The organism is Roseateles sp. P5_D6, assembly GCF_054049415.1.
In genome coordinates this window covers 12,484-33,647 of record NZ_JBFUMK010000025.1, presented here as the reverse complement: position 1 = coordinate 33,647, position 21,164 = coordinate 12,484, and the positions used below count along the sequence as shown (strand labels likewise).

Here is a 21,164-nt window from a genome sequence, read left to right as displayed (position 1 = left end):
GGCGAATGGGCTGGGAACTTGAAGAGGTGGAGCGGCCCTTCGTCGAGCAACTGCTTGGCATGGGCTGGCGCCATGTGCAGGGCAATGTCGACACGCCGGCCGCCACCGGCCGTGCGAGCTTTGCCGAGGTGGTGCAGGAGGCCACGCTGCGCCGCCAGCTGCGCGCCATCAACCTGGACGCCGCCGGCCAGCCCTGGCTGGACGACGAGCGCCTGACTCAGGCGGTGGGCGCCGTTACGCGCATCCCCGCCCACCGGCTGATGGAGGCCAACCAGGCCGCCACCGCGCTGCTGCTGGCCGGGCTGACGGTGGAAGGCCTGCCCGGCTGGGACGGTGGCCGGGGCCAGACGATTCACTTCATCGACTGGCAGCACCCGGCGCGCAACGAGTTCACCGTGGTGAACCAGTACCGGGTGGACTGCCCGCCGGGCTTCAACCGGGGTAAGGCCTTCATCGTGCCCGACCTGGTGCTCCTGGTGAACGGCATGCCGCTGGCGGTGGTGGAGTGCAAGAGCCCGAGCTGCCCCGAGCCGCTGTCCGAGGCTGTGGACCAGCTGCGCCGCTACAGCAACCAGCGCTGTGCTAGCGGCGAGGTGGACGACAACGAGGGCAACGAGCCGCTGTTCCACACCAACCAGCTGCTGATTGCCACCAGCTTTGACGAGGCGCGCGTGGGCAGCGTGGGCGCCGCCTTCCGCCACTACGCGGCTTGGAAGACGGTGGTGGGCGCGGATGGCCAGGGCAGCGAGGCGGAGGTGGCGACAGCATTGGGCAAGCCTCAGCTGTCCGAGCAGGAGCGGCTGGTGGCCGGCCTGTTGCGGCCGGCGCATCTGCTGGACGTGGTTCGGCATTTCATGCTGTTCATGAGCATCGAGGGCCAGGTGGTGAAGTCGGTCTGCCGCTACCAGCAGTACCGCGCCGTGAACCGCGCCATCCACCGCCTGCGCACCGGCAAGACGCGGCGCGAGGACGGCGAGCATGACCGGCGCGGCGGCATCGTCTGGCACACGCAGGGCTCGGGCAAGAGCCTGACCATGGTGTTCCTGATGCGCAAGCTGCGCGGCGATGCGCTGCTGCGGCGCTTCAAGGTGGTGGTGGTGACCGACCGCAACGACCTGGAACGCCAGCTCTCGGAGACGGCCACGCTGACCGGCCAGAACGTACTGCGTGCCACGTCGGCGGACGACCTGAAGCGCCAGCTGCGCCGGCAGGGGCCGGACATCGTGTTCGGCATGATCCAGAAGCAGCGCAACGGCGACGCGGCCGGCGAGCCGGGGCTGAAGGCAGAAGACCTGCCCCGCGTGGAGGCGCGCGAGCCGGCGCCGATTGAGGTGTTGAACGGCGACGAGGCCATCCTGGTGATGGTGGACGAGGCCCACCGCAGCCAGGCCGGCGACCTGCAGGCCGCGCTGCTGGCCGGCTTGCCCAACTGCGCCCGCATCGGCTTCACCGGTACGCCCATCCTGATGGGCGACAAGAAGCGCACGCACGAGATCTTTGGCGAGTTCATCGACCGCTACACCATCCGAGAGGCCGAGGCCGATGGCGCCATCGTGCCCATCCTCTACGAGGGCCGCACGGCGCATGGCGCGGTGAAGGACGGCGCCAATCTGGACGAGCTGTTCGAGGACCTGTTCCGCGAGCACACGCCCGAGGAGCTGGAGGCCATCAAGGCCAAGTACGCCACCAAGGGCCAGATCTTCGAGGCGCCCGCCCTGATCCGCGACAAGGCGCGTGACATGCTGCGCCACTACGTGACGCACATCCTGCCCAACGGCGTCAAGGCGCAGGTGGTGGCCTACAGCCGGCTGGCGGTGGTGCGCTACCTGGCGGCCTTCGCTGCCGCGCGCGATGAGCTGCTGGCCGAGGCGGAAAGCCTGAGTCCCGAGGACAAGGCGCTGGACGACGAGGCCCTGTGCGCACGCCCGGCCGCCGTGCAGGCCCAGGTGCAGGCCTGGCGCCAGCGCGAGCTGCTGGCGCGCATCGAGTTCGCGCCCATCATCTCGGGCGGCAACAACGACGACCCGGCCTGGAAGGCCTGGACCGACGGCGCAGCGCAGGAGCAGCGCATCCAGCGCTTCAAGCAGCCGTTGGTGCATGCCGACCCGGCCAAGGCCGACCCGCTCGCGTTCCTGATCGTGAAGTCCATGCTGCTGACCGGCTTTGACGCGCCCATCGAGGGCGTCATGTACCTGGACCGGCCCATCCGCGAGGCTGAGCTGCTGCAGACCATTGCCCGCGTGAACCGGACCGGCCACGGCAAGCTGTTCGGCATCGTGGTGGACTACTACGGCCTGGCCCACCACCTGCGGGACGCGCTGAAGGTCTATGCCGATGAGGACATCGACGGTGCGTTGCAAAGCCTGAGGGACGAGATCCCCATCCTGCGCGACCGGCATCTGCGCGTGGTGGACCTGTTCCGCAGCCGGGGCATCGACAGCTTGGCGGACACCGAGGGCTGCGTGGAGCTGTTGGCCAACGAGCGGCTGCGCGCCGAGTTCGCGGTCAAGCTCAAGGCCTTCATGCAGACGCTGGACGTCGTGCTGCCCCGGCCCGAGGGCCTGCCGTTTGCGCCAGACGCCAAGAAGCTGGCCTTCATCTACGCCCGCTCGCGCAACCGCTACCGTGACACGCCGGTGCTGGGCAAGGACGTAGGGGCGAAGGTGCGCAAGCTGATCGACGACCATGTGGTGTCGATGGGTGTGGACCCCAAGATTCCGCCGGTGTCGCTGACCGACGCCGAGTTCGGCAGCAAGCTGGCCCGTGAGCCCAACGCACGCGCCAAGGCCTCGGAGATGGAGCACGCCATCCGCGCCCACATCCGCGAGCACCTGGAGCAGGACCCTGTCGCCTACCGTAAGCTCAGCGAGCGGCTGCGCGACGTGTTGGCCCAACTGGGGGAGCAGTGGGACGAACTGACGAAGKCGCTGCAAGGGTTGGTGGACGAGATCCGCTCCGGCCATGTGGCGGCCGACGACCGCCTGCCGGACCTGCCCGAGCACTACGGTCCCTTCCTGCGGCTGATGGTGGATACGGCGGCCGGTGATCGTGCGCTGACGGACGCCGAGCGCCAGAAGCTCGTGGAGTTGGCCGTCGAGGTGGTGGACACGATCTCGGTCGAGCTGGTGCCCAACTTCTGGCGCCCGAACCGGCAGCCCGCACAGGACGCGCTGAACACCCGCGTCTTCGAGCTGCTGATGAAGTCGCGTCTGCTGCCCACGCCGCAGCTGGAGGCGCTGGTGGACAAGCTGATGGAGCTGGCGCGGGCGAACCATGAACGGCTGTTAAAGGCATGAGCACGTTGACGCTCAACGACCTGCGCTTTGAGGTGCGCCGCAGCGACCGGCGGCGTGCGCTGGAGATCACCGTGGACCGGGACGGCGCTCTGATCCTGTCTGCTCCGCCCGAAGTTCCCGAGGCCAAGCTGCGCGACTTCGCGCAGCGCAAGCGCATGTGGGTCTACAAGCAGCTCGCTCGCCAGGAAACTGCGGGCCGTGCGCCCAGGCGCAAGGAGTTCACCGACGGCGAGGGGCTGACCTATCTGGGCCGTAGCTACCGGCTACGCTTGGTGGAGACTTCGGACGCCGCCGTCAAGCTGGTGGGCGGCCGCTTCGTGATGCCCAAGGCGCTGGTGCGCGATGGACGCGAGCACCTCGTGCGCTGGTACTGCGCACGCGCCAAGCCCTGGCTGGAGGCCAAGGTGGCCGACTACGCGGCGCGCATGGAGGTGGCCCCCGGCGGCCTGCGCGTGCAGGACCTGGGCTACCGCTGGGGCTCGTGCGGCAAGGGCGACCTGCTGTACTTCCACTGGAAGACCATCCTGCTGCCCGCCGCCATCGCCGAGTTCGTGGTGGTGCACGAAATGGCCCACCTTTACGAGCCCCATCACACGCCGGAGTTTTGGCGTCGCGTGGAGCGGGCCATGCCCGACTACGAGCGCCGTAAGACGTGGCTTGATGCGCGAGGGATCGAAGTGGAGGGCCTGTAAGCCCGCAGATCTCTCAGGTGCTCTGATGTTGGGATGGTGGGATGGTGGACATAGGTAGTTGAGCCGTGGCAACCGTGCCGGTCACGACGGCAGCGTCTGCTCCAGGCTGGCTGCTGACGCTGAATTTTGGCGGCCCAGCGACCGCTGCCGCCAGCACCGGTCATTCGACCCTTCGATGGCTGAGCGACTGCTGCACCCCCAGGACTTGCCCTTCAAGCAATGTCGAATTTGAGGCGGACTATGTCCTGGTGCACGAGCTCTGCCGTACCACGAAGAAGAGCCACACGCGAGCTTTCTGGGCGCTGGTGGCCCGGCAGATGCATGCCTGGCGGCGGCAGCATGAGGTGCTGGAGCGGACTGCGTTCGTCGAGGGTAGGGCGCTTTCGGACTCGTCCAAAACGCTCAACAGGCTGATCCGACTACGTCGAGGGCTTGGATGATGGTCACGATGCGCGACTCGTTGCGGTTAGCCGGGACGGCCTTCAGCCAAGCGCCAACATTGCTGACGTTGTTGGCCCCGCGTCTGATGCCAGTGACATGCAGCGCGCCAACAGCAAGCAGTCTGTTCATGGCCTCGCCAGATCGATGGCTTCGGTGCGCGACGTGGTTTCTGAGGCCAATCACTGCGTCGACCAGCGCCTTCTGGGGACCTGTGAGACCTTCGAACCTGTTGGCGTGGGCTGCCACGAGCCACCTGCCCGCCCGCTCTTCAAGCTCTGAGAAGTTGGGGAAGGTGATGTTGTTGCCCGAGCTGTTCGCCAGCGTCTGGACGTCACGTTTGCTGAGGTGCGCAGGGAATTGCAGCGAGCCATAGGCTCGGAACAATCGATTCGACTTCTCTTGGGTCTGGAGATGCTGTTCGAAGGCGTCCTTCAGATGTTGTTTGAAGCGGGTCGCATCGACGTTGATGTAACCGATGAACATGTCGCTGATGAAGCCCTCCCAGGCCACGGCTGCCGCCAGCAGGCTGTGCTCGGTTAACGTCGACTGATCCTTGTCCGAACCAAGGGCTGCCAGACCAGCTTGATAGAAGTTCGTCAGGTCGGTCAGTTGCCGCCGAAAGTCGTCTCGGATGTCCTGCGGTGATACCTTCCGCATTCTGTGGCGTCTCCTTTGGAGAGGGAGGATAGTCGCCTGCGGGCCTCATCCAGCAGGCCGCCCGGTATTGCCCTGCGCGCGTTGAAGTGACCGTGCGCAGTCGAGCGGCTCCGCGCCGCTGGCGACGGCGAAGGATCAGTGGGCCACAGGTATCGGGTCGGGGCGGCGAAACCACTTCCGCACGGAGGGCCCGGCTTGAGTTTCCAACCACGGCTAAGCACCTCAAGCGCTTCCGATGCCGCAGGCGCGCCGTGCGTTGTTGGCTGTGTGTTCTACGTCAGTGCCTCGACGCCTCACACCCCCTGCCACCGTGTCTGCCAGAACTTGGAGCCGTCGTGCACCCAGACCGAGAGGCCATCCGGAACAGGGCGCGTTCCGAGGATCGCGAACAGCAGCCCGTTCAGGTGCGTCGCCGCTGCCCGAGCATGATCGGCCGCCAAGAGCGCGTCGGTCGACGACGGTCGGGGGAACGCCTCAGGGTGTGAGTGCCACAGCCCGACACAGTGCCAGCCATCATTGAACAGTTCCGCGCGTTCGGCCGTTGCAGCTTCCGAGTTGAACTGGACGCTGGCGTAGCTTGCACGCGACCGAGGCAGGGTAGTCGCCCGCTCGATGACGAGGCTACCCGACGTCAGGTCTCGGCAGTAGAGCTGCCCCACCGATTCCTTGCTGTGCGGCTTCGTCTGTGCATGTGCACCAATCTCACGTAGAGCAGCGGCCGTGAAGGCGAGTGTCCAATCGGCATCGTCAAGCCGGCAAATCGCATCAGGCCGCCCTCTGGGCATGAATAAGCTCCGGAAATGGCCGCTCCAGCGACTGGCTCTCGAACCTGGTCCTTGTCTTGGGGACCAGCGGGCCGGGGCGTGCATCCACACCAAGATACTCGAAGTACGCGGACCCGCGAGTCCAGGTCCATACGGTTGACGTATCGACGTCACCATCGACGTGCGCAAGCAGCCTCTCGACGCAGAAGCCGGCCGCCTGCCAGACGTCCGATGCGCCATAGGGGTGGAATCCCGCACTGCATGCGGGAAGCCTCACGCGCACGTCATCAGGCCATCCCGCGACGTTCACCAGCGTGTCCGCCGGGTCGTCTCCAGGCCACCTGTCTCCCGGCTGAAGGAACACGAGGTGGGCTGCCGCGCAGAAGGGCTCCAACCACAGGTGCGCGATGGAAACCCCGGCCAGATGCTCGGTGGCGAGCTGCGCCAGCAGGCAGCGCACCGAACTCTCGCCGGTGCAATCAATGACCAGGTCGAAGTCACCCTTCCGCATGCCGTGCGCCAGCCACGAGGACGCCAATGCGTAATGGCCCTTGACGTTGATGCCGGGGACTTCCCTCCGTAGCCGACTCGCCAGCTCGACCGCCTTGCTGTTGTTCACCGCTGTGAAGCCGAGAAGGTGGCGGGAAGTGTTCTCGGGTTCGAAGAACTCCATGTCGACCAGTGTCATGTTCCCTACGCCGGCCCGCGCCATCAACTCTGCAACGGGCGCGCCGAGCGAGCCACATCCCAGGATCAGGACGCGCTTCTTCATACGTGGCTGGATGATCCCCAGCTCGTGGTCCCGGGCAAGGGCCCAATCTGCGTCGACTCGCTCGATGACCACCGGAACCAGCCCCACGGTCGTGAGCAACGGCACCAGCGGCGGCGCCAGGCAAAGGCCGAAGGCCACCGTGCCTTGGACCAAGATGATCAAAAACGGCTTTGGCTGGTCGTCCTTCTTCCCCCGTATCCAGGAGACGACTGACAGCTCGTGGTCCGTCCATTCCGCTACCTGCTGTTCCAGGTCTGCGAGCGTCTGGGGCCAGTCTTGCGGCGTCCACTTCGCGGCCTCGGGCATCTCTACGAGCAAGACGTGGCCGCGTTGCAGCGTGCCTTTGGCCCAGTTGTGCCGATACGCCAGGACGTTGGCGTCGGCGCCGTTCATGGTGGTCAGCCACAGCAGGCTCCGTTGCCCCTTGCTGCCTTGAGCGTAGCCCGCAAGGTTGCCCTCGGCATGGCCCTTGAAAGGCTCCAAAGCAGCCTGCACGGCCCTGGGCGCAGGGAAGCCCCGTCTGCGCTTGTACGCCTCGCAGTAGCGCGCCCAGTAGGCCAGGCGCTCCCGTTGGAACTCGGCCTTCACCCACGCCAAGTCGGCGCACTTGTCGAGGAACGCTTCAAAGTCACGCAACGTGTCGGCTACGGCGTGCGCCGGGCTTTCGTAGTCGCCGGGCTTAGATGGCGAGCCGAGGCACACCTTGCCGGATTCCTCGACGTGCGGCAGGACCAGGCACAGGTCTCGGTCGACATGAACCTCGGCCGGCCGCGCCGGGAAATCCAAAGGCAGGACGAGCTTGGCGGGTTTGCCGCCCAGTTGGTCGGCGGTGGCTACCAGCTTCCAGGCGAAGGGCTTACGCCCTGACCCCGGCGTGGTGACCCGCGCGGCGTATTCAGAGCCAGCGCCATCCAGCCAGGCAGCGATGGCCTGAGCGGCGTTGGCAAACGGACCTCGTCCAGTATTGGATGGGTCGTCAGGCAAGCTGGTTCCTCGAGCCCGTCGGCACGGGGCTCTGTGGATTCGAGCGAGGTTCGGCCGGGAGGGTCTTCAGCAACCCGCCAAGCAAGCCGCCGGCCGTGAGGCCGTTCTTCCAGGCCTGCACACCGTGCTCGCCGAAGATGCGCTTGACGCGGTTTTCGTCCTTCTTGGAATGCTCGTCCGCGAAGAGGGCTTCCAGGTCGGCAACGAGCTGCCGGTGCCAGGTCTGAAACTCGCGGTCGCGGACGCCGCCGTCGCCATTCCAGCGGTCGGCGAAGTTCTCGCCAACGGTGCGGGACAGGGCGGGGTTCATCACCCGCACGGACGTGCCGGTACGGTCGATGTATTTCGGCAGGCGATCTACCACCTCGAGGACGACTTCGATGGCGCTGCTGAAGCGGTTGGCTTCCCTGGCCAGCAGGTCGCGAAAGATGGACGTCGCCAAGGTCACCAAGATCACCGAGATGGGCATCCCCTCACGGCGATAGTCGGGCAGGCCACGGTAGTGGTTGTCACGGTGGAGCTTGAGCAGCTGTACGGTGCGGCGCAGGATGTCGTCGATGCCAACCCTCCCGGTAGGCACGGGGTCCACCTGCGTCCGGGCCTCTGTGAAGTTGACGACCTGCTGCCGTTGAAAGGGGAAGCGCCCCTCCGCGATCTTGCAGAACCAGTCAGCGAACTCTTCAGGGTTGGAGGGGCTCCACACGGTCTTCGGATCGCGGACGCGAAGGTCCGTCCCGGTGATGCCGGCGCTGAGCGGAACGGCGGGCGTCACGTCGAAGTAGAAGGGCTCGCCTGGGTAGCGGAGTCGCCAGCAGCGATTCTTTGGCTCGGGCTCGCCTGCGCCAGGGACACCCTGTAGCGCGCGGCCAAACGCCTGGAAGAACTCCTCGGACTCGCGCAGCGCGGTGAATCGGGCTGACGACAGCTTCACGACGATGTCCAGGTCGAACTTGGTGTTGCCCCACATCGCCGTCGTCGTCTGCGTGCGCATCGACCCCTGCACCACGACATGCACATCAACTTCGCCAACGCCGAGCTTGCGTGCGACGTGCCGAGCCAGCTCTTCATAGCGTTCCACGGCCTTGGCTCGTTGTGCCGGCGAAAGCTCTAGCTTCTCGAGCATCGTGGCGATGAACGATTCCCATTGGGCGGCCTCCTGGCGCGACGTGAGGGCCTCGGTGATCCGCTTCGACAGAATCGTCTGGTTCGTCGTCATTGGTGTTCTCCCTTTTGGGTTGGGCTGGCTACGTCAACGGGGGCGGAGGTCAGGTCTGCAGCTCGATGGACTGGCCTTGGCCAGACACCAGCTCGCGGACATGCGTGGAGGTCAGTTCAATCGTCGGCGCGTAGCCCGAGCCGGGCCCGCCGACCGCCTCATGGCAGACGTACGCCGCTTGATGCCGGGCCTGCATCTTTTGCCCGACTAGCAGCGTTGCAGTGGCCGGCGCGCTCACGAACAGGTGAACCAGCTTGACGCCCCATTCATCCTGGAGTCGACGCATTGCGGCATCCACGGTCACGGCCAGGGCCTCGAGGTCCGCTGGCTGCTGGATGCAGTCCTTGCCCAGTTCGGGGCCGATCAGGAGGGTGGGCAGGGTGAGGGTGTCGCCGGTCGCGCAGCCTGAGGGCATGCGGGCAGGTGAGATCGCTGAAGTCAGCGCCACGACCAAGCAGGCCTCATCGTCGCTGGCGGTGTGCGGATGCAATTCGGTGAGCGTGAACTTGCTTGGTGCCGAAGAAGGTGCAGTAGGTGATCCAGGGGATGTCAGAGCCGCTGGCTGCATGGGTTGCGCATCAGCGGGCCAGGCCCAGCGCGTTCTGCCATCCAGCACGTTGCGATGGGGCTGAAACAGGGATGTGCCAGCCATGTCACCCAGCACGCGACCGGCCAGAAGCAGCACCGAGGTGCAGTGCAGCGGAAACACTGCGAGGCGGGGTCGCGGCGCGCCGCCTTCGCTGGTTCCGTTCAGAAGACCCTGAAGCCTCGGCAGGTCCGTCCTCATGGTGCGGAAGAGCGACGGCCAGTAGTCGGGCTGGTGCGGGCTATGGTGCTGCCCGCCGGGGTAGAAAAACCACTTAGGGCTATTGCTCTGAGTACGGAGCCTGCGCCCCCATAGTGCCTCTTGCGCGTCTTGAATGCTGAACTGAGGTGGCTGGCCAGCGATGTTTCCTACGATGGCAATCACCTCGGCCACCTGATGTTGCAGCGCACCGAGCAGGCGGTCCACCTCGGCGATGCTCTCCTCGCGCATGCGCCGCAGCACGGGCGTGGTGTAGATGCCGGGCGCCACTTTGTCGATCAGGCGATGGCATTCATCGCACAGCAGCAGGAAGTTGGTGGGGTTGTCGGCGAGCAGGCGGGACTCAACCAAGCAGCCCCGAGGTCCGGTCGGTGAAGCAGCGACGATGTGCGCGAAATAGCTGGACCGCATCCGCACCCGCCCTGTGCCGTGCGTCTTCAGGTCCTTGCCGCAGCCGGAGAACTGGCAGCGCCAAGCGGCGAGTGAAGTGACCTCCTCATACACGGCATCCGTGACGCCGCCTTCTCGGCCAGTCTCCTTGTCGGCGGCCTTCATCCAGCGGGCGATGAGCGCCTTCGGCGCCGATACCGGCTGGAGCTGGTCGACGTGTACGGCCCAAGGCGCCTGATCGGTACTCGCCCACCAAAGCCGCTTCGGTGCACATGGTTTCAGCGCGGCGCTGGTGGCGTCACCCAAGTCACCGCTACACAGCGGTGACCAGGCGTCGGCGGCCGTAGCTCGGGAGTAGAGGGCAACAGTGAAAGTGTTCGCCACGACCAGCAACTGTCGCGGGGCGGCTTGGCCGAGCACCAGTGCCGCCATCTCCGCGTCGCGCTGCGGCGGGAACTGGTCAGGCGGCGCGCTCGACGCTGCCGCCGTTGTAGAGAATGACGTGCCCGTGGTCCCTCCGGCCGGCGCGGATGCGGCAACAGGTGGGGGGGCGACGGCGGTCATTCGGTTCCTTGCTGGGTAGCGGCGGCAGGGTTGCCAAGACGGGCTGGACAGAGTTCGAATAGGCTTTGTTAGCACTCTATTGTCATGAGTGCTAACACTATATGCGTGTGTAAATGCGCAGTCAAACGCTATATCTAGCGTTTTAAGCTACCAGTTGAGAGGTTGGGGAGGTCGCCGCTCTCGGACCCGATCAACCGCGGGACAGCGAAAAAGTGCTCTTCGTCAGCGTGATGTCGGGACGCTTCAAGTAGGGGCCGGCCATGTTCACGCCTTCGGTCGAGTACGTGGCGTAGACGGTTTGGTGGTCGTCCTCGACCTTGTAGTCGAGCACCCGGTTTGGCCGGCGAACCAGTGCCGGCAGGAGGGCGGGGCTTATCGCTACGTTTTCTTCAAGCACGCGCGGGTCCGCCCTTTCGACACTTGCGCGATACGGCGTCTTCTCGCCGCTGGCGACGACGAAGCACTGGTCAATGTCCGCGATCAGCATGTCGATTGCGAAAAGGGTTCGATATTGGTTGACGACGATGGAGAAACCTGGAGCTGAAGCGGATGCGTAGCGGAGCCGGTAGGCTTTCTCAAGGAACTTGAGGAAGTCCATGTCCATGGCAGCGTAGAGTTCTGGCTGGCACCGCTGGACCAGCTTGTAAAGGGTGCCGGAGAGGTGGTCGCTGTTGTCCATGCCACCCACGCCGATGACGGCCTTCAGGTACTTCTCGGCTGCCGTCGCCGCCAGCATCGCCCCTTGTTCCAGATAGTCATTGCGAAGCAAATGCCTTCCTGCCAAGTAGTCGCTCTGGGCGAGTACCAAATAGCTCATCACCCGTGTTGTCGGGTTGCCCTTCTTGTTCGCCACGGTGTCCTCCTTGTCGGCGCGATCCTCACGCTCGTCCTGGGCGTGGTCTCGTTATTTCCGGCTGTGCGCCATCGTACGAGGGGCACCTTAGTTGCGCCATTGGCGCTTGAGCAAACTTTCCGTACGGAAAGTCGGCCTTAGAGGCCGCGGCGCGCCCGACCTGCCGAGTGGGATGGGGGTGGTGCGCCGGTATGGGGCTACTCGGCCACCGCGAGCGACGAAATTGCTGCGATGAATTCGAAACGCGCCGCGCCTGGTATGAGATCTGGCTTCGCGATCGGCCTAATGACAGCTTTGCTGCCTCCGGCTCAGCGCGTGAAGGACGGCTCAGGATCGGTAGCGCCATTCCAGCGCTTCGACCAGCAGACATTCCGACGCGAGTTGACGGCGACAGCTGCAGGCAGCGAGGCTGGACGACCGCAGCACCCTCGACACCGGTCGATGAAGCCGTCAGCCCGCCAAGTGCGCCGGCGACTGCTTCATGCCAAACAGCGTGAACTCGGCGGCGCACCGTCGATGACGGCAACCGCTGCAGATCGGTCGCGCAAGGCAAGGCAGCTCATTGCAACTGACTTCACAGGGAATATCCCAGCCGAGCGACGCCATCGTCTGCGAACAGAACTGGTGCTGGCTCGCCGCTGTCGGTCATCGCGACGCTGGCGAGTTGCTCTCTCAAAGCAACGTCATACCGCATGACCTTCCGAAAGGAACGACCCTCGCGAACGAGGCCCTCGATCAGCTGTTGCTCGAACGCGGTCGCAACCGGCAGCCATTGCCTCGTGACTGGCATGAGGGACAACCTGAAGATTGTTGGTTTTCCTGCGGGGTTCAGACCGAAAGTGGCCGCCATCACCTGGCGGATGCCTGCCGAAGAGCTCCAGAGGTCCAGGTCTGGACCGAAGGACCGACCGATAGCTCGGTACAGCGGCTCATCGATAGCAAAAGCAACGTCAGGCACGTGCTTGATCACGGCCTTGTAGCCGCGCAGCGCAGGGACGATGCCTTTGACCTCGGCGATCATCAGCATCAGCTGCTGGGGGCTGCCAGGCTGCGCCGCCGCCTCCTTCCAGGAGGCACGCCGACGGGCGCAGATGGCTTCCACATCGTCGACTGCGAAGACCTCGGGAACGTACAGCTTTGCCAGCAAAGAGTTGCCGCACGCGATCTTTTGTTCCGCGGCACGGAGCAAATGACGCCGCACGGTTCCCCACGAACGCTTGCCCTCAAACGCGGGTCGCCAGTGCGTCAGCTCAGCCTGGTCCCATAGGTAGTGCAGCAGGCCCCGTAGCGAAAGTCGGCTCGTCCGGACGGCCACGCCTCCGGCGGCTGACGAAGCTCGCGAATGAGCTGAGCGCCCGGGGCTTTTCGAAAGCGGGAAGTTCAACTTCAGCGCGATCTCGCCGCTGACCGGGTCCTCCACGATTGCGCTGCCCAGCAGGCGTGACAGGCCGGACAGTTCGGCAGGCAGCTCGAATGATGGGCACTCAGGGGCATGCTGGTTGCCGGTCTCTGGCATGCGCTTGACGATGTAGCCGTCGTTGAGTCGAGCGACATACATCTCGACCCCACCTGGTCGGCAAAGACACCGCGGCCGCCGATGCTCGGCATAGGCCTGGGCGATGGCCTCTGCAAACCCAGGCTGAGCCGCGTTCATCACGCGCCCACTGACGTTGAATGTCTGCTCGAACGGGTTCCCAGCAACTGACGGCGCGGAAAGCGACATGGCTATCGGGCGTGGGCAAGCGCTCCTCGATCGCGGGATCGAGTGACCTCAGGTGCGGGCATGGTGGCGGGGTGCTTCGGGGCCGCAGTCCGGTCGTAGACCTTGACCTTGGGCACCTGGCCGCGGGCTGTGCGCTGAGCGAGCTTCTCAGTGGCGGCGGCGAGAACGGCAGCGCGCCGGGCTTCTGGAACCCCCTTGGAGATGAGGACGGCCTCGATGGCTGCGACGACGGCCTTGCGGCCACCACCGCGGGCCGACGACTTTTCGGCGGGGGCGGATGCTGTGGAGCTGGACGCATCACGCGTAGGCTCGATGTGGTTGGTCATGCGGGCCTGCTGCTCGCGTTTGAGGACGTCGAGGTCGCCCACATTGGGCTCGTAGCCCACGGCCTTGACGCCGCGCACCGTGGCCTCGAGCCAGACCAGGCGCCGGAAATCTTCGCTGCCTGAGACGCGCAGCCCCTTCCAGTTGCGGCTCTGAGCGACGTCGACCATGGATCTGGCCACCGACGGGCTGTTGGTGTCGGTGGCCAGCTTGAACGTCGACTCCGTGAAAGCAATGCGCGACGTGTCGCCACGGAACCGGTATTCCGTATGGCCAACGGTCACCGGGCCAATCGAGACCGGCGCCCGCTTGATGACGTAGCGGTCCTTCAGGGCCTCTTCGAGGCGTGCTACGAGTGCCGTCCGGTCGGCGTGGGCGTCGATCTTGGCGACCGCTTTGGCATCGACCTGATCAGTTGGCTGCTGTGTGGGCAGTGCCTTTAGGGTTTGTTGCGCCGCCTGGCTGTCATCTCGACCGGGATCCAAGGGCCTTTCCGGAAGAGCGGCAAGCTGCGGTCCGCGGTGCCATTGCGTGCCCGCCTTGTGAATCGGTGTGCGCTTGCCGTCGGCGCTGATCTCTGTGAAGCGGCTGCTACCCAGCTGGTTGGCCTTGGCCGCCATCTCGCTGAAGGTCTTGGCGCGATAGGTGACATCGGCAAACGGGTCGCGCAACTCGTAACGCTCGCCGGGCTCATCCGGCATCGCCTGAAACCGGGAGATCGCAACCGAAGCCCGATTGCTTGGCTCGACGGTGCCACCGCGGGGAGAGGTGGATGCACGGGCCGGGGAGGTACTGGCGCTCATGGTGAACTCCTTGGTTGGACCGTCAGCGTTGAGTAGAGACCGCCACGGCAAGGGGCAGCGTGCGGTAGATCTCGATTTCGACCCGGCGATTCAGGGCGCGACCGCTGGGGCCGGCGTTGTCGACGACGTAGTCGCCGGTCGGCTGGTAGGTGGCGCGGATGCGAGAGGGCTCAACGCCGGCCGCGACCAGGTAGTCTCGAACCGCAGTTGCGCGGTCCCGCGCCACACGGCTCTCGGTTGCGGTGTCGCTTACTCCATCAGTGCGCCCGCGGAGCATCACGAGCGGGGCGCCCTTGGCCTCGTCGACCAATCCGCCAGCCACTTCGGCCGGGATGTCGACGCGCGCACTGCCGTAGTCGAAGCGCACGCTGTAGACACTGTTGCCTTGGGCCTGCGGTCGGTCCGCCGCTTGAAGGTTGGCAAGCGCCTGCTGCCTCGCCGACAGATTGAGCAGGGTTGCGGCAGACGTTTCGGCCATTCGACCAGCTTCAGTGGCCAGCAGGCGCGTGTTTTGAAGGTCGTTCTTGCAGACCTGCAGCTCGACGGCCAGGGCGGTGTTGACGGGCCGCTTGCGCGACTCGTCAACGGTCGGCGGCTTGGGTGGCGAGCTGCAAGACGCCAGCAGCGTCAACGACAGCAAGAAGGGGCTCAGGAGGATGGGCGCGCGCATGGCGGTGCTCCTTCAGGGGTAGATGGCTTCGCGGGTGGGCTGATCGTTGCGCTCTATCTCGTGCTGGACGATCAGCACACCGTCTTCGTCTGCAAGGGCTTCGATGGCGCCGCCGATACTTGTGGACGCTGATCCATCGGCGCCAAAGAAGTCGAGCAGGATCTCGGCCATCCGGTCCGGTTGGCCTTCAAGTCGATCGGGCAGCTGGGCGAGGTCGTGGGCCAGTGCTTCGATGTCGATGCCTTCCCCAGGCTCCAACTCGTCGTCAGCAAAGCGCCAGCGCTGCTGGACGCGGGCCAGGTGGAGCTCCACATCCATTGCAGGCACGATCGGAGGCGGCAGCAGCCGGTCCCGGAAAGCCTTGTCGCGGTAGTAGCGGATCTTCTCGCCCAGGATGGGCTTGCAGTTCTCAACGATGACGACCAGGCGTTCGCTGCCGAGTTCCTTGAATTCCTGGGGCAGCAGCAGTGCGCGCCGCTGTTCGCTCTCGTTGCGGCTGACCGTCGTGTGGCTGTGGCCGCTGAAGGAGCGACTGCGGCCACGAGAGGTGGCGCGCTCAGTGAAGTGGCCGAGCATGGCGCTGTACTCGTCAGCGTCGCGTTGCTCGCGCGGCGCGTAGAGGATTTGCAGGCCGTGGTTGGTTGCAAAGGTGCGTGCTTCCTTGTCGCCGTAGACGGCGTCCAGCTGAGACATTGCCTGCACGACCGTCAGCAGGCGCAGGTTGTAGCCGGCCAAGAAGGCCGCCGCGTTGGTGATGACGCCGACCCTACCCATGGCCGTGAACTCGTCGTTGACCAGCAGGCACTGAAAGCGCAGCGTCGGGTCTTGCTCGGGGAGATGCTGGGTGTTCAGGCTGACCAGCTGGGAGAAGAAGAGGTTCAGCAGCGGTCGCGCGTTGGCCAGCCGATTGGGTGGGATGCGCACGTAGATTGACATGCGGCGCCGCCTCACGTCGTCGAGGTGGAAGTCGTCGGCGCTCGTCGCCGCGTCGACGATGGCGTCCGCAAAGATGGTCAGCGGTGCGACGAACGTGGCGACGATGCTGGACAGGGTGTTGTCCGAGTTCGACAGCAGGCGCTGCAGCGCGTCGGTGCATTCGTCGGTCAACGCCCGTTCCTCCTCGGCGCGCGTCGCGATGACACCTGTTAGATGCTCGCGCAGGGATCTGCCCTTGCCGGAGGATTGCCGCAGCATTTCACCGATGGTGCGAGGAAGCTCGGGTGTCTCCAGCAGCACCAGGCCCAGGCCGAGGAACAGATTGCGGGCCTGGTCGTTGAAGAAGGCTTCTGACGAAGTGCCACTACCGTCGTTCGGGAAGAACACATGGCCGATGATCAGCAGATCGCCGACGCGGTGCATGGGACTGACGCGTACAGCGGTCAACGGGTTCCAGCGGTGGCTGCGGGCGTTGTCATCGAAGGGCGAGAACGCATAGACCGGTTGACCGTGGGCCGCGCGGTAGCCTGCTGTGGTGTCGAAGTTCTCGCCCTTGATGTCGAGGACGACCACGGAGTCAGGCCAGTTCAGCAGGTTGGGGATGACCACGCCGACGCCCTTGCCGCTGCGAGTTGGCGCCGAAAGCATCACCGAGAGCTGGCCGTACAGGGCCAGATATCGCCCTCCGTGGCGACCCACCAGGATGCCGGGCCGGTCTCCACCCGTCAGGCCGGCACGCGAGATTTCGACGACGGTCGCGAACCGGGCGTCGCCATGCAGCGGTCGCCGCTGCCGGGCGGCCGCCACGAGGCCGATGGGAAGCAATACGAGAAGTCCTGCGCCGGACGTACCGATAGCGATCTGCAGCTTCCTGCGCAGCGGCGGGTCACCGGCATAGAGCTGCCAGTAGTGGGCGATGCTTGTGAGCCGGGCCTGGCTTGGGTTGGCCTTGTTCAGGATCAGGAACAGCGCGCCAGCCACGTAGACCGCCGCACAGGTCAGTGCTGTATAGCCTGCCAGCCCGAACACGACAGCAGCAAGCTTGCGCCCGGCAGACCAGGCCGAGAAGGGCAGGGCGGCACCGGTGCTCATGGTGAGACCGCTTCCTGATGAGCGCCTCCTCCCAGCCGGCGGGCGCGGGGCTCGTAGTGGATCTCGGAGATGAAGCGGCCGCGCTCGTCGCGGTCGAACTGGACGACGACGTCGACGACGAGGTGCAGCAGTCGTTTGATCTCGTCCATGGTCAGGCCACCGCCGGCGCCGGTCTCGCGGATCATCAAGGCCATCTGCTCGAAGGCCAATGCGCAGCTGCCCGAGTGGACGCTGGTGATGCTGCCTGGGTGGCCGGATGCAGCGAGACGGACGAAATGGAAGCACTCGTCGCCGCGGACTTCGGCGAGAAAGATTCGATCTGGCCGCATGCGCAGCGTCGACTCTAAGAGTGACTTTGGCGTGACTCGCGCAGTCCCTTGCCCGTCCTTGCTATAGAACAGATGGACAACGTTTGTGTGATTCGGCAAAGCCAACTCGGCTGCGTCCTCGATGGTGATGAGACGTTCTTGCTTGGGGACCTCTTGCACGAGGCCCTTCATAAAAGTGGTTTTTCCAGAGCCGGTCCGTCCGCTCACGACCAAGGTCTGACGCTGCATGGTTGCCAGCCGCAGAAAGTCGGCGAATCGTCTTGAAGTCTTCAGTTCCAGCAAGTCCCTTTCGAAAGGGAGCATCTCGCTATCGCCGTGGGCTGATGCAAGCGTCCTGTCGAAGAGTCCCTCGCGTTCAAGCTCGGTCAGCCCTTTTATCACCGCGGAGGGTTTGCGCACCGTGATCGAAACCGTTCCGCGCGTGACTGCTGGGGGTATGACGAACTGGATGCGCTCGCCCCCTGGCAGGGTCGCGGACAGCAGCGGGCGCTCTTGGTTGATCTGCTGATCGCAATAGGTGGCAACCGCGGTGGCCAGAGACATGCAACGTTCGAAGGTCATGTCTGGCGAGCTCGCCGCCTCCCAACCCATTTCCGTCTCGACGAGGACTTCTCCCGGACGATTGACGCAAACGTCCAGGACGCCGGGGGCACTCAGGTGTTCGCGAAGAGGTCGCAGGAATTCGACAACCGATGTCGCGTCACCGCGCCAGCTCGAGTCCGCGAGATCTGTGTCGTGGCACGTCGCGTCCATGATGTCATTGCTGGCGCGGTGCGCCCGATGTGGGCAATAGCTCGTACACCGACGAAAAGTCGACGTCGCGGGCGACGTAGATGCCGACGATGCCGCCCTGGTTCTGGTAGATCAGCGGCGGGATGTTGATGGTGCTGTCCAGCACCTTTTCGGCGAGCTTGCTGGTGTTCGCCGTGGTGCTGGGCAGCACGATGGTGTCGCCACCCCGGTCGCTCGACTGGTTTTGGATGGCCAGCTTCACCGAGTCGTCGATCAGCGAGAGCAGCATGGCGGCGCCGATGCGTTCCCACCAGCGGTTGTCGACGTATCCGTCAATGCCGGACTCGCCGAGCTTTCCGGTAGCCGGGGAGTCGATGTCCACCGTGACGCCGTGCGGCGTGCGCAGGCGGGTCCATAGGACCGGGATGCGGACCATGCCGGGGCGGACCGATGTGATCCGGTATTCGCCGTCCATGTGCGAGCCGCGCTCGATCAGCAGCACGCGACCGTCGTCGCTGTAGACATTTCGCTGGACCTGGCAACCGACCAGGCCGGAAGCCGCGCTGATGACGCGAGTCTTCAGCGCACATGTGAACGACGTCCCCTTGGGCAGCGTCAGGCTTCGGTTGCCCAGTGTTGATGCGGCAACCTTGGGCGTGGCCGATCCCTGGAGCTGGCCGCCGAACAACGCGGACGCAGTGGGGAGCGCGCCCGGCATGCTCATCGACGACGCATTTCCTATCGGCAGTCCTTGTACCCCTGTGTTGACAGCGCCGGTGGCAAGGTCGGCCGTCTTCGTCAGGTTGTCGAGCATCCCCTGCAGTTGCCGTTGATAGGCCTGCAGGTTCCGTGAGGTCGCCGCGACCGGGTCGTTCAAATCGACTCCCGTTGGCTGTCCGAGGCCGGGGTTTGTCGTACCGTCGAGGCGATTCCCCGTTGGCACGCCATTCATGGCGCCAGCGTGGGAGCTGACCAGCAGGACGGGAGCGTCTTCGGGGGCAACCGCGTTGGGATTCTTGGAGCTGGGCGCGCCGGCTCCGGTCCGGCGTACGCCGATGGGCTCTACCGCCTCCGCGTCTGTTGCCTCCAGAGCGGGAATGCGAGGCAATGCTGAGCGGGCGATGTCCGAGGCCGGCGATGCGGGCATGTCCAGCTTGCGTGGCTCCGCCGCCGCGGCCATGGGCTTGTCGCCTGCAAGCTTGGACTCCGCGTCGGCCTTCTTGCCCGAGGCAGCGAATCGCTGGATACCGAAGGCGGACAGGCCGATCAGACAGCCTCCGAGCAAGGCGACTGCCAGCAAGCCCTTGCGAGAAAAGTGCATCCGCCGCGGCGCGGCGACATTGGGGATGCCAGGCTCGCCGGGGAGGGCGGCAAACGTGCTGTCGTCATGGAGGGTGCTGGCGCCGAGGTCAGCCTCATCTGAGGAGGCACGTGCGGGCATAGTCATGGTGTTGCTCCTCGTGCAGTGCCCGGATTGGCCTGAACGGTCTTGAGGACCCTCTGCACGCCAGGCACCGCCGTGCCGTCGATGGGCGGGGCGCCGTCCAGGTCGAAGGCCTCGTTCCACAGGCCGACGACGGCCGACCCCGCCCTCAGCATCAGGCGGCGGCTGACCCGGTCGACAACGAGGAGGTCATCCTCCATCCGAGCGTTGACCAGGGCCTCGCTGCCGTCTCCCAGGAAATGGAACACAGCTGGAACTTCCCGGTTTCCAGGAAAGCGCAGATAGGTGAAGCGGCCGTCGTCAAAAACCAGCGTGGGCACGATGTCTTCAGAGTCGCGGCCTTCTGCAATGGCGTACTGGGTGTTCATCACCAGCGCTTTGGCCTTGAGGCGCTCGGCGACGATCTGTTCGGGGCTCGGTGCAGCAGGGAGAGGCGCAAGGGGCAGCAGCTGCGCGAGATCGGCGGGTGGCCGGCGCTGGACAGGCGGGACGGGAGGCTTCACGACGAGCCGATAGATCGGTGGCGTCGTGTCGCCGTCGGCCTGGACGGCGAACTTGAAGTTGTGGATGCGCTTGTCCGTCACCACTGCAAGGGTGTTGGCGGCATGGGCTGCGCCCTTGGGTTTGACGAACAGGGTTCTGCCACCGGCCTGGGCTGCGATGCACCAGGCTGCATCGACGCTGGCGCAGTCGCCACCGAGGCCTGCAGCGACATCGGCGATGGCTTCGTCTGCACCCAGCAAGACGACGGTGACGACGCCACGCCTGACGGGCACGGTGACGACGGCCCCCGGGTCATACACGACCTCGCGCAGGCGCGGGTCGGTCGCTGCACCAGAAGGAATCGCAGCAAAAAGAGTGCAGACGAGGCTGCAGGCTGTCAGGCACTTCATGGCTTGACCTCTTGCGGTGCGGTGTTGATTTCGGGGTCCGACCTGTAGGCCGTGACGACGAAGCCGAACGGGTTCTCGAGGCGGTCCTGCTCCTTGGCGAAGACCTTGGGCTGGTACTGGAAGACGACGCTCGCCACATGGCGTGTCTTCACCTCGGGCAGGTTGCGGTCTACCAGTCTCACGACCTTCTCGTAGGTGACCGTCGCCTCGCCTTGGTTGCCGGGGCGGCCGGATGCCGCCAGTCGCACGCCGATGACGTTGATGCGCCAGTCCTCGCTGCCAGCAATCTTCTTTTGCAGCGCCCCGTCGCCCTCGTATTGCCGGTTGTAGCCGGCAAAGACGCTTGGCACGGCCATGCGAGCGACCTGATCGAAGTCGCGTTGCAGGAACATCCAGCTGTAGCCCTCTCGGGCTCGCACGAAGGTCGCCAGGTTGTGCTTGTCGAGGGCCTCCAGCGGTGGGATGGTTTCGACGTCGAGCCGCTGTTGCACCGTCGCTTCGCCGGTCACCCTGTCGACGACGATCGGGATCTCGACGACGCGGCGCAGCGGCCCCTGCGCGAAAACCGCCGCGATGCCGATCAACCCGAGGGCCATGCCAGCGGACGCGACGCGCCAGGCTCGCCTTTCGGAGCGTTCAAGCACCTCTACGCGGTCGACTTCCCACGCGCGGTTCGCGTCGAGCGGAACGGGTTCGTCAGATCGACCGCGCTTGCCGGTGGATCGATCAGGCAATGCGGCAGCTGATCCTGGCACCAGGATTGCACTCATGTAGACCTCTCTTG

General features: G+C 65.3%; 17 protein-coding genes. 3 read left to right on the top strand and 14 right to left on the bottom strand.

Annotated features, from left to right (window positions below):
* The first annotated feature begins 5 nt into the window (after positions 1-5).
* The 3 genes from ACXJKM_RS25790 (at position 6) to ACXJKM_RS25780 (ending at position 4,428) form a co-directional block, all read left to right on the top strand.
* Positions 6-3,296 (top strand): type I restriction endonuclease subunit R, encoded by a 3,291-nt coding sequence (locus ACXJKM_RS25790; RefSeq protein WP_457356053.1) that lies wholly within the window; start codon positions 6-8, stop codon positions 3,294-3,296.
* Positions 3,293-3,988: a M48 family metallopeptidase gene (locus ACXJKM_RS25785; protein ID WP_457356052.1), complete on the top strand. Its 696-nt coding sequence runs from the start codon at positions 3,293-3,295 to the stop codon at positions 3,986-3,988. The genes ACXJKM_RS25790 and ACXJKM_RS25785 overlap by 4 nt, the downstream gene beginning before the upstream one ends.
* Positions 3,989-4,053: 65 nt before the next feature.
* Positions 4,054-4,428 (top strand): M48 metallopeptidase family protein, encoded by a 375-nt coding sequence (locus ACXJKM_RS25780; RefSeq protein WP_457356051.1) that lies wholly within the window; start codon positions 4,054-4,056, stop codon positions 4,426-4,428.
* Here the strand turns inward: ACXJKM_RS25780 and ACXJKM_RS25775 are convergent.
* From ACXJKM_RS25775 to ACXJKM_RS25710, 14 genes are all read right to left on the bottom strand, one after another.
* Positions 4,391-5,086, bottom strand: a complete 696-nt coding sequence (locus ACXJKM_RS25775) for a hypothetical protein (protein WP_457356050.1) — start codon at positions 5,084-5,086, stop codon at positions 4,391-4,393. The genes ACXJKM_RS25780 and ACXJKM_RS25775 overlap by 38 nt on opposite strands.
* 293 nt (positions 5,087-5,379) lie before the next feature.
* A complete protein-coding gene (locus tag ACXJKM_RS25770) occupies positions 5,380-5,871 on the bottom strand; it encodes a Mov34/MPN/PAD-1 family protein (protein ID WP_457356049.1) in 492 nt (163 codons plus the stop codon).
* On the bottom strand, positions 5,852-7,606 hold the full coding sequence (locus tag ACXJKM_RS25765; RefSeq protein ID WP_457356048.1) for a ThiF family adenylyltransferase: 1,755 nt from the start codon (positions 7,604-7,606) through the stop codon (positions 5,852-5,854). Before ACXJKM_RS25765 ends, ACXJKM_RS25770 begins: the two co-directional genes overlap by 20 nt.
* On the bottom strand, positions 7,599-8,822 hold the full coding sequence (locus ACXJKM_RS25760; RefSeq protein ID WP_457356047.1) for a nucleotidyltransferase domain-containing protein: 1,224 nt from the start codon (positions 8,820-8,822) through the stop codon (positions 7,599-7,601). Before ACXJKM_RS25760 ends, ACXJKM_RS25765 begins: the two co-directional genes overlap by 8 nt.
* Before the next feature lie 49 nt (positions 8,823-8,871).
* A complete protein-coding gene (locus tag ACXJKM_RS25755) occupies positions 8,872-10,581 on the bottom strand; it encodes an SAVED domain-containing protein (RefSeq protein WP_457356046.1) in 1,710 nt (569 codons plus the stop codon).
* A 190-nt stretch (positions 10,582-10,771) separates the two neighbouring features.
* Positions 10,772-11,434: a hypothetical protein gene (locus ACXJKM_RS25750; protein WP_457356045.1), complete on the bottom strand. Its 663-nt coding sequence runs from the start codon at positions 11,432-11,434 to the stop codon at positions 10,772-10,774.
* 574 nt (positions 11,435-12,008) lie between these two features.
* Positions 12,009-13,157, bottom strand: a complete 1,149-nt coding sequence (locus tag ACXJKM_RS25745) for a DUF1173 family protein (protein ID WP_457356044.1) — start codon at positions 13,155-13,157, stop codon at positions 12,009-12,011.
* Between the two features lie 2 nt (positions 13,158-13,159).
* The gene (locus tag ACXJKM_RS25740) at positions 13,160-14,284 is read right to left on the bottom strand and encodes an LPD7 domain-containing protein (RefSeq protein ID WP_457356043.1); all 1,125 of its coding nucleotides are present in this window, start codon (positions 14,282-14,284) and stop codon (positions 13,160-13,162) included.
* A 22-nt stretch (positions 14,285-14,306) separates the two neighbouring features.
* Positions 14,307-14,954: an OmpA family protein gene (locus tag ACXJKM_RS25735; RefSeq protein WP_457356042.1), complete on the bottom strand. Its 648-nt coding sequence runs from the start codon at positions 14,952-14,954 to the stop codon at positions 14,307-14,309.
* Positions 14,955-14,966: 12 nt separating this feature from the next.
* Complete coding sequence (locus ACXJKM_RS25730; RefSeq protein WP_457356041.1) at positions 14,967-16,982, bottom strand: type IV secretory system conjugative DNA transfer family protein; 2,016 nt, start codon at positions 16,980-16,982, stop codon at positions 14,967-14,969.
* On the bottom strand, positions 16,979-18,064 hold the full coding sequence (virB11, locus tag ACXJKM_RS25725) for a P-type DNA transfer ATPase VirB11 (RefSeq protein WP_457356040.1): 1,086 nt from the start codon (positions 18,062-18,064) through the stop codon (positions 16,979-16,981). Before virB11 ends, ACXJKM_RS25730 begins: the two co-directional genes overlap by 4 nt.
* 4 nt (positions 18,065-18,068) lie before the next feature.
* The gene (gene virB10, locus ACXJKM_RS25720; RefSeq protein ID WP_457356039.1) at positions 18,069-19,490 is read right to left on the bottom strand and encodes a type IV secretion system protein VirB10; all 1,422 of its coding nucleotides are present in this window, start codon (positions 19,488-19,490) and stop codon (positions 18,069-18,071) included.
* Positions 19,487-20,380, bottom strand: coding sequence for a TrbG/VirB9 family P-type conjugative transfer protein (locus ACXJKM_RS25715; protein ID WP_457356038.1), 894 nt, complete (start codon positions 20,378-20,380; stop codon positions 19,487-19,489). Before ACXJKM_RS25715 ends, virB10 begins: the two co-directional genes overlap by 4 nt.
* On the bottom strand, positions 20,377-21,150 hold the full coding sequence (locus ACXJKM_RS25710; protein ID WP_457356037.1) for a virB8 family protein: 774 nt from the start codon (positions 21,148-21,150) through the stop codon (positions 20,377-20,379). Before ACXJKM_RS25710 ends, ACXJKM_RS25715 begins: the two co-directional genes overlap by 4 nt.
* Between the last annotated feature and the right edge of the window lie 14 nt (positions 21,151-21,164).

What these genes read in the sequence shown, in the direction of transcription:
- ACXJKM_RS25770 (WP_457356049.1), bottom strand. Translation starts at nt 5,871, where the DNA reads ATGCCCAGAGGGCGGCCTGATGCGATTTGCCGGCTTGACGATGCCGAT.
- ACXJKM_RS25775 (WP_457356050.1), bottom strand. Translation starts at nt 5,086, where the DNA reads ATGCGGAAGGTATCACCGCAGGACATCCGAGACGACTTTCGGCGGCAA.
- ACXJKM_RS25735 (WP_457356042.1), bottom strand. Translation starts at nt 14,954, where the DNA reads ATGCGCGCGCCCATCCTCCTGAGCCCCTTCTTGCTGTCGTTGACGCTG.
- ACXJKM_RS25760 (WP_457356047.1), bottom strand. Translation starts at nt 8,822, where the DNA reads ATGACGACGAACCAGACGATTCTGTCGAAGCGGATCACCGAGGCCCTC.
- ACXJKM_RS25745 (WP_457356044.1), bottom strand. Translation starts at nt 13,157, where the DNA reads ATGTCGCTTTCCGCGCCGTCAGTTGCTGGGAACCCGTTCGAGCAGACA.
- ACXJKM_RS25730 (WP_457356041.1), bottom strand. Translation starts at nt 16,982, where the DNA reads ATGAGCACCGGTGCCGCCCTGCCCTTCTCGGCCTGGTCTGCCGGGCGC.
- ACXJKM_RS25715 (WP_457356038.1), bottom strand. Translation starts at nt 20,380, where the DNA reads ATGAAGTGCCTGACAGCCTGCAGCCTCGTCTGCACTCTTTTTGCTGCG.
- ACXJKM_RS25710 (WP_457356037.1), bottom strand. Translation starts at nt 21,150, where the DNA reads ATGAGTGCAATCCTGGTGCCAGGATCAGCTGCCGCATTGCCTGATCGA.
- virB10 (WP_457356039.1), bottom strand. Translation starts at nt 19,490, where the DNA reads ATGACTATGCCCGCACGTGCCTCCTCAGATGAGGCTGACCTCGGCGCC.
- ACXJKM_RS25740 (WP_457356043.1), bottom strand. Translation starts at nt 14,284, where the DNA reads ATGAGCGCCAGTACCTCCCCGGCCCGTGCATCCACCTCTCCCCGCGGT.
- virB11 (WP_457356040.1), bottom strand. Translation starts at nt 18,064, where the DNA reads ATGGACGCGACGTGCCACGACACAGATCTCGCGGACTCGAGCTGGCGC.
- ACXJKM_RS25755 (WP_457356046.1), bottom strand. Translation starts at nt 10,581, where the DNA reads ATGACCGCCGTCGCCCCCCCACCTGTTGCCGCATCCGCGCCGGCCGGA.
- ACXJKM_RS25785 (WP_457356052.1), top strand. Translation starts at nt 3,293, where the DNA reads ATGAGCACGTTGACGCTCAACGACCTGCGCTTTGAGGTGCGCCGCAGC.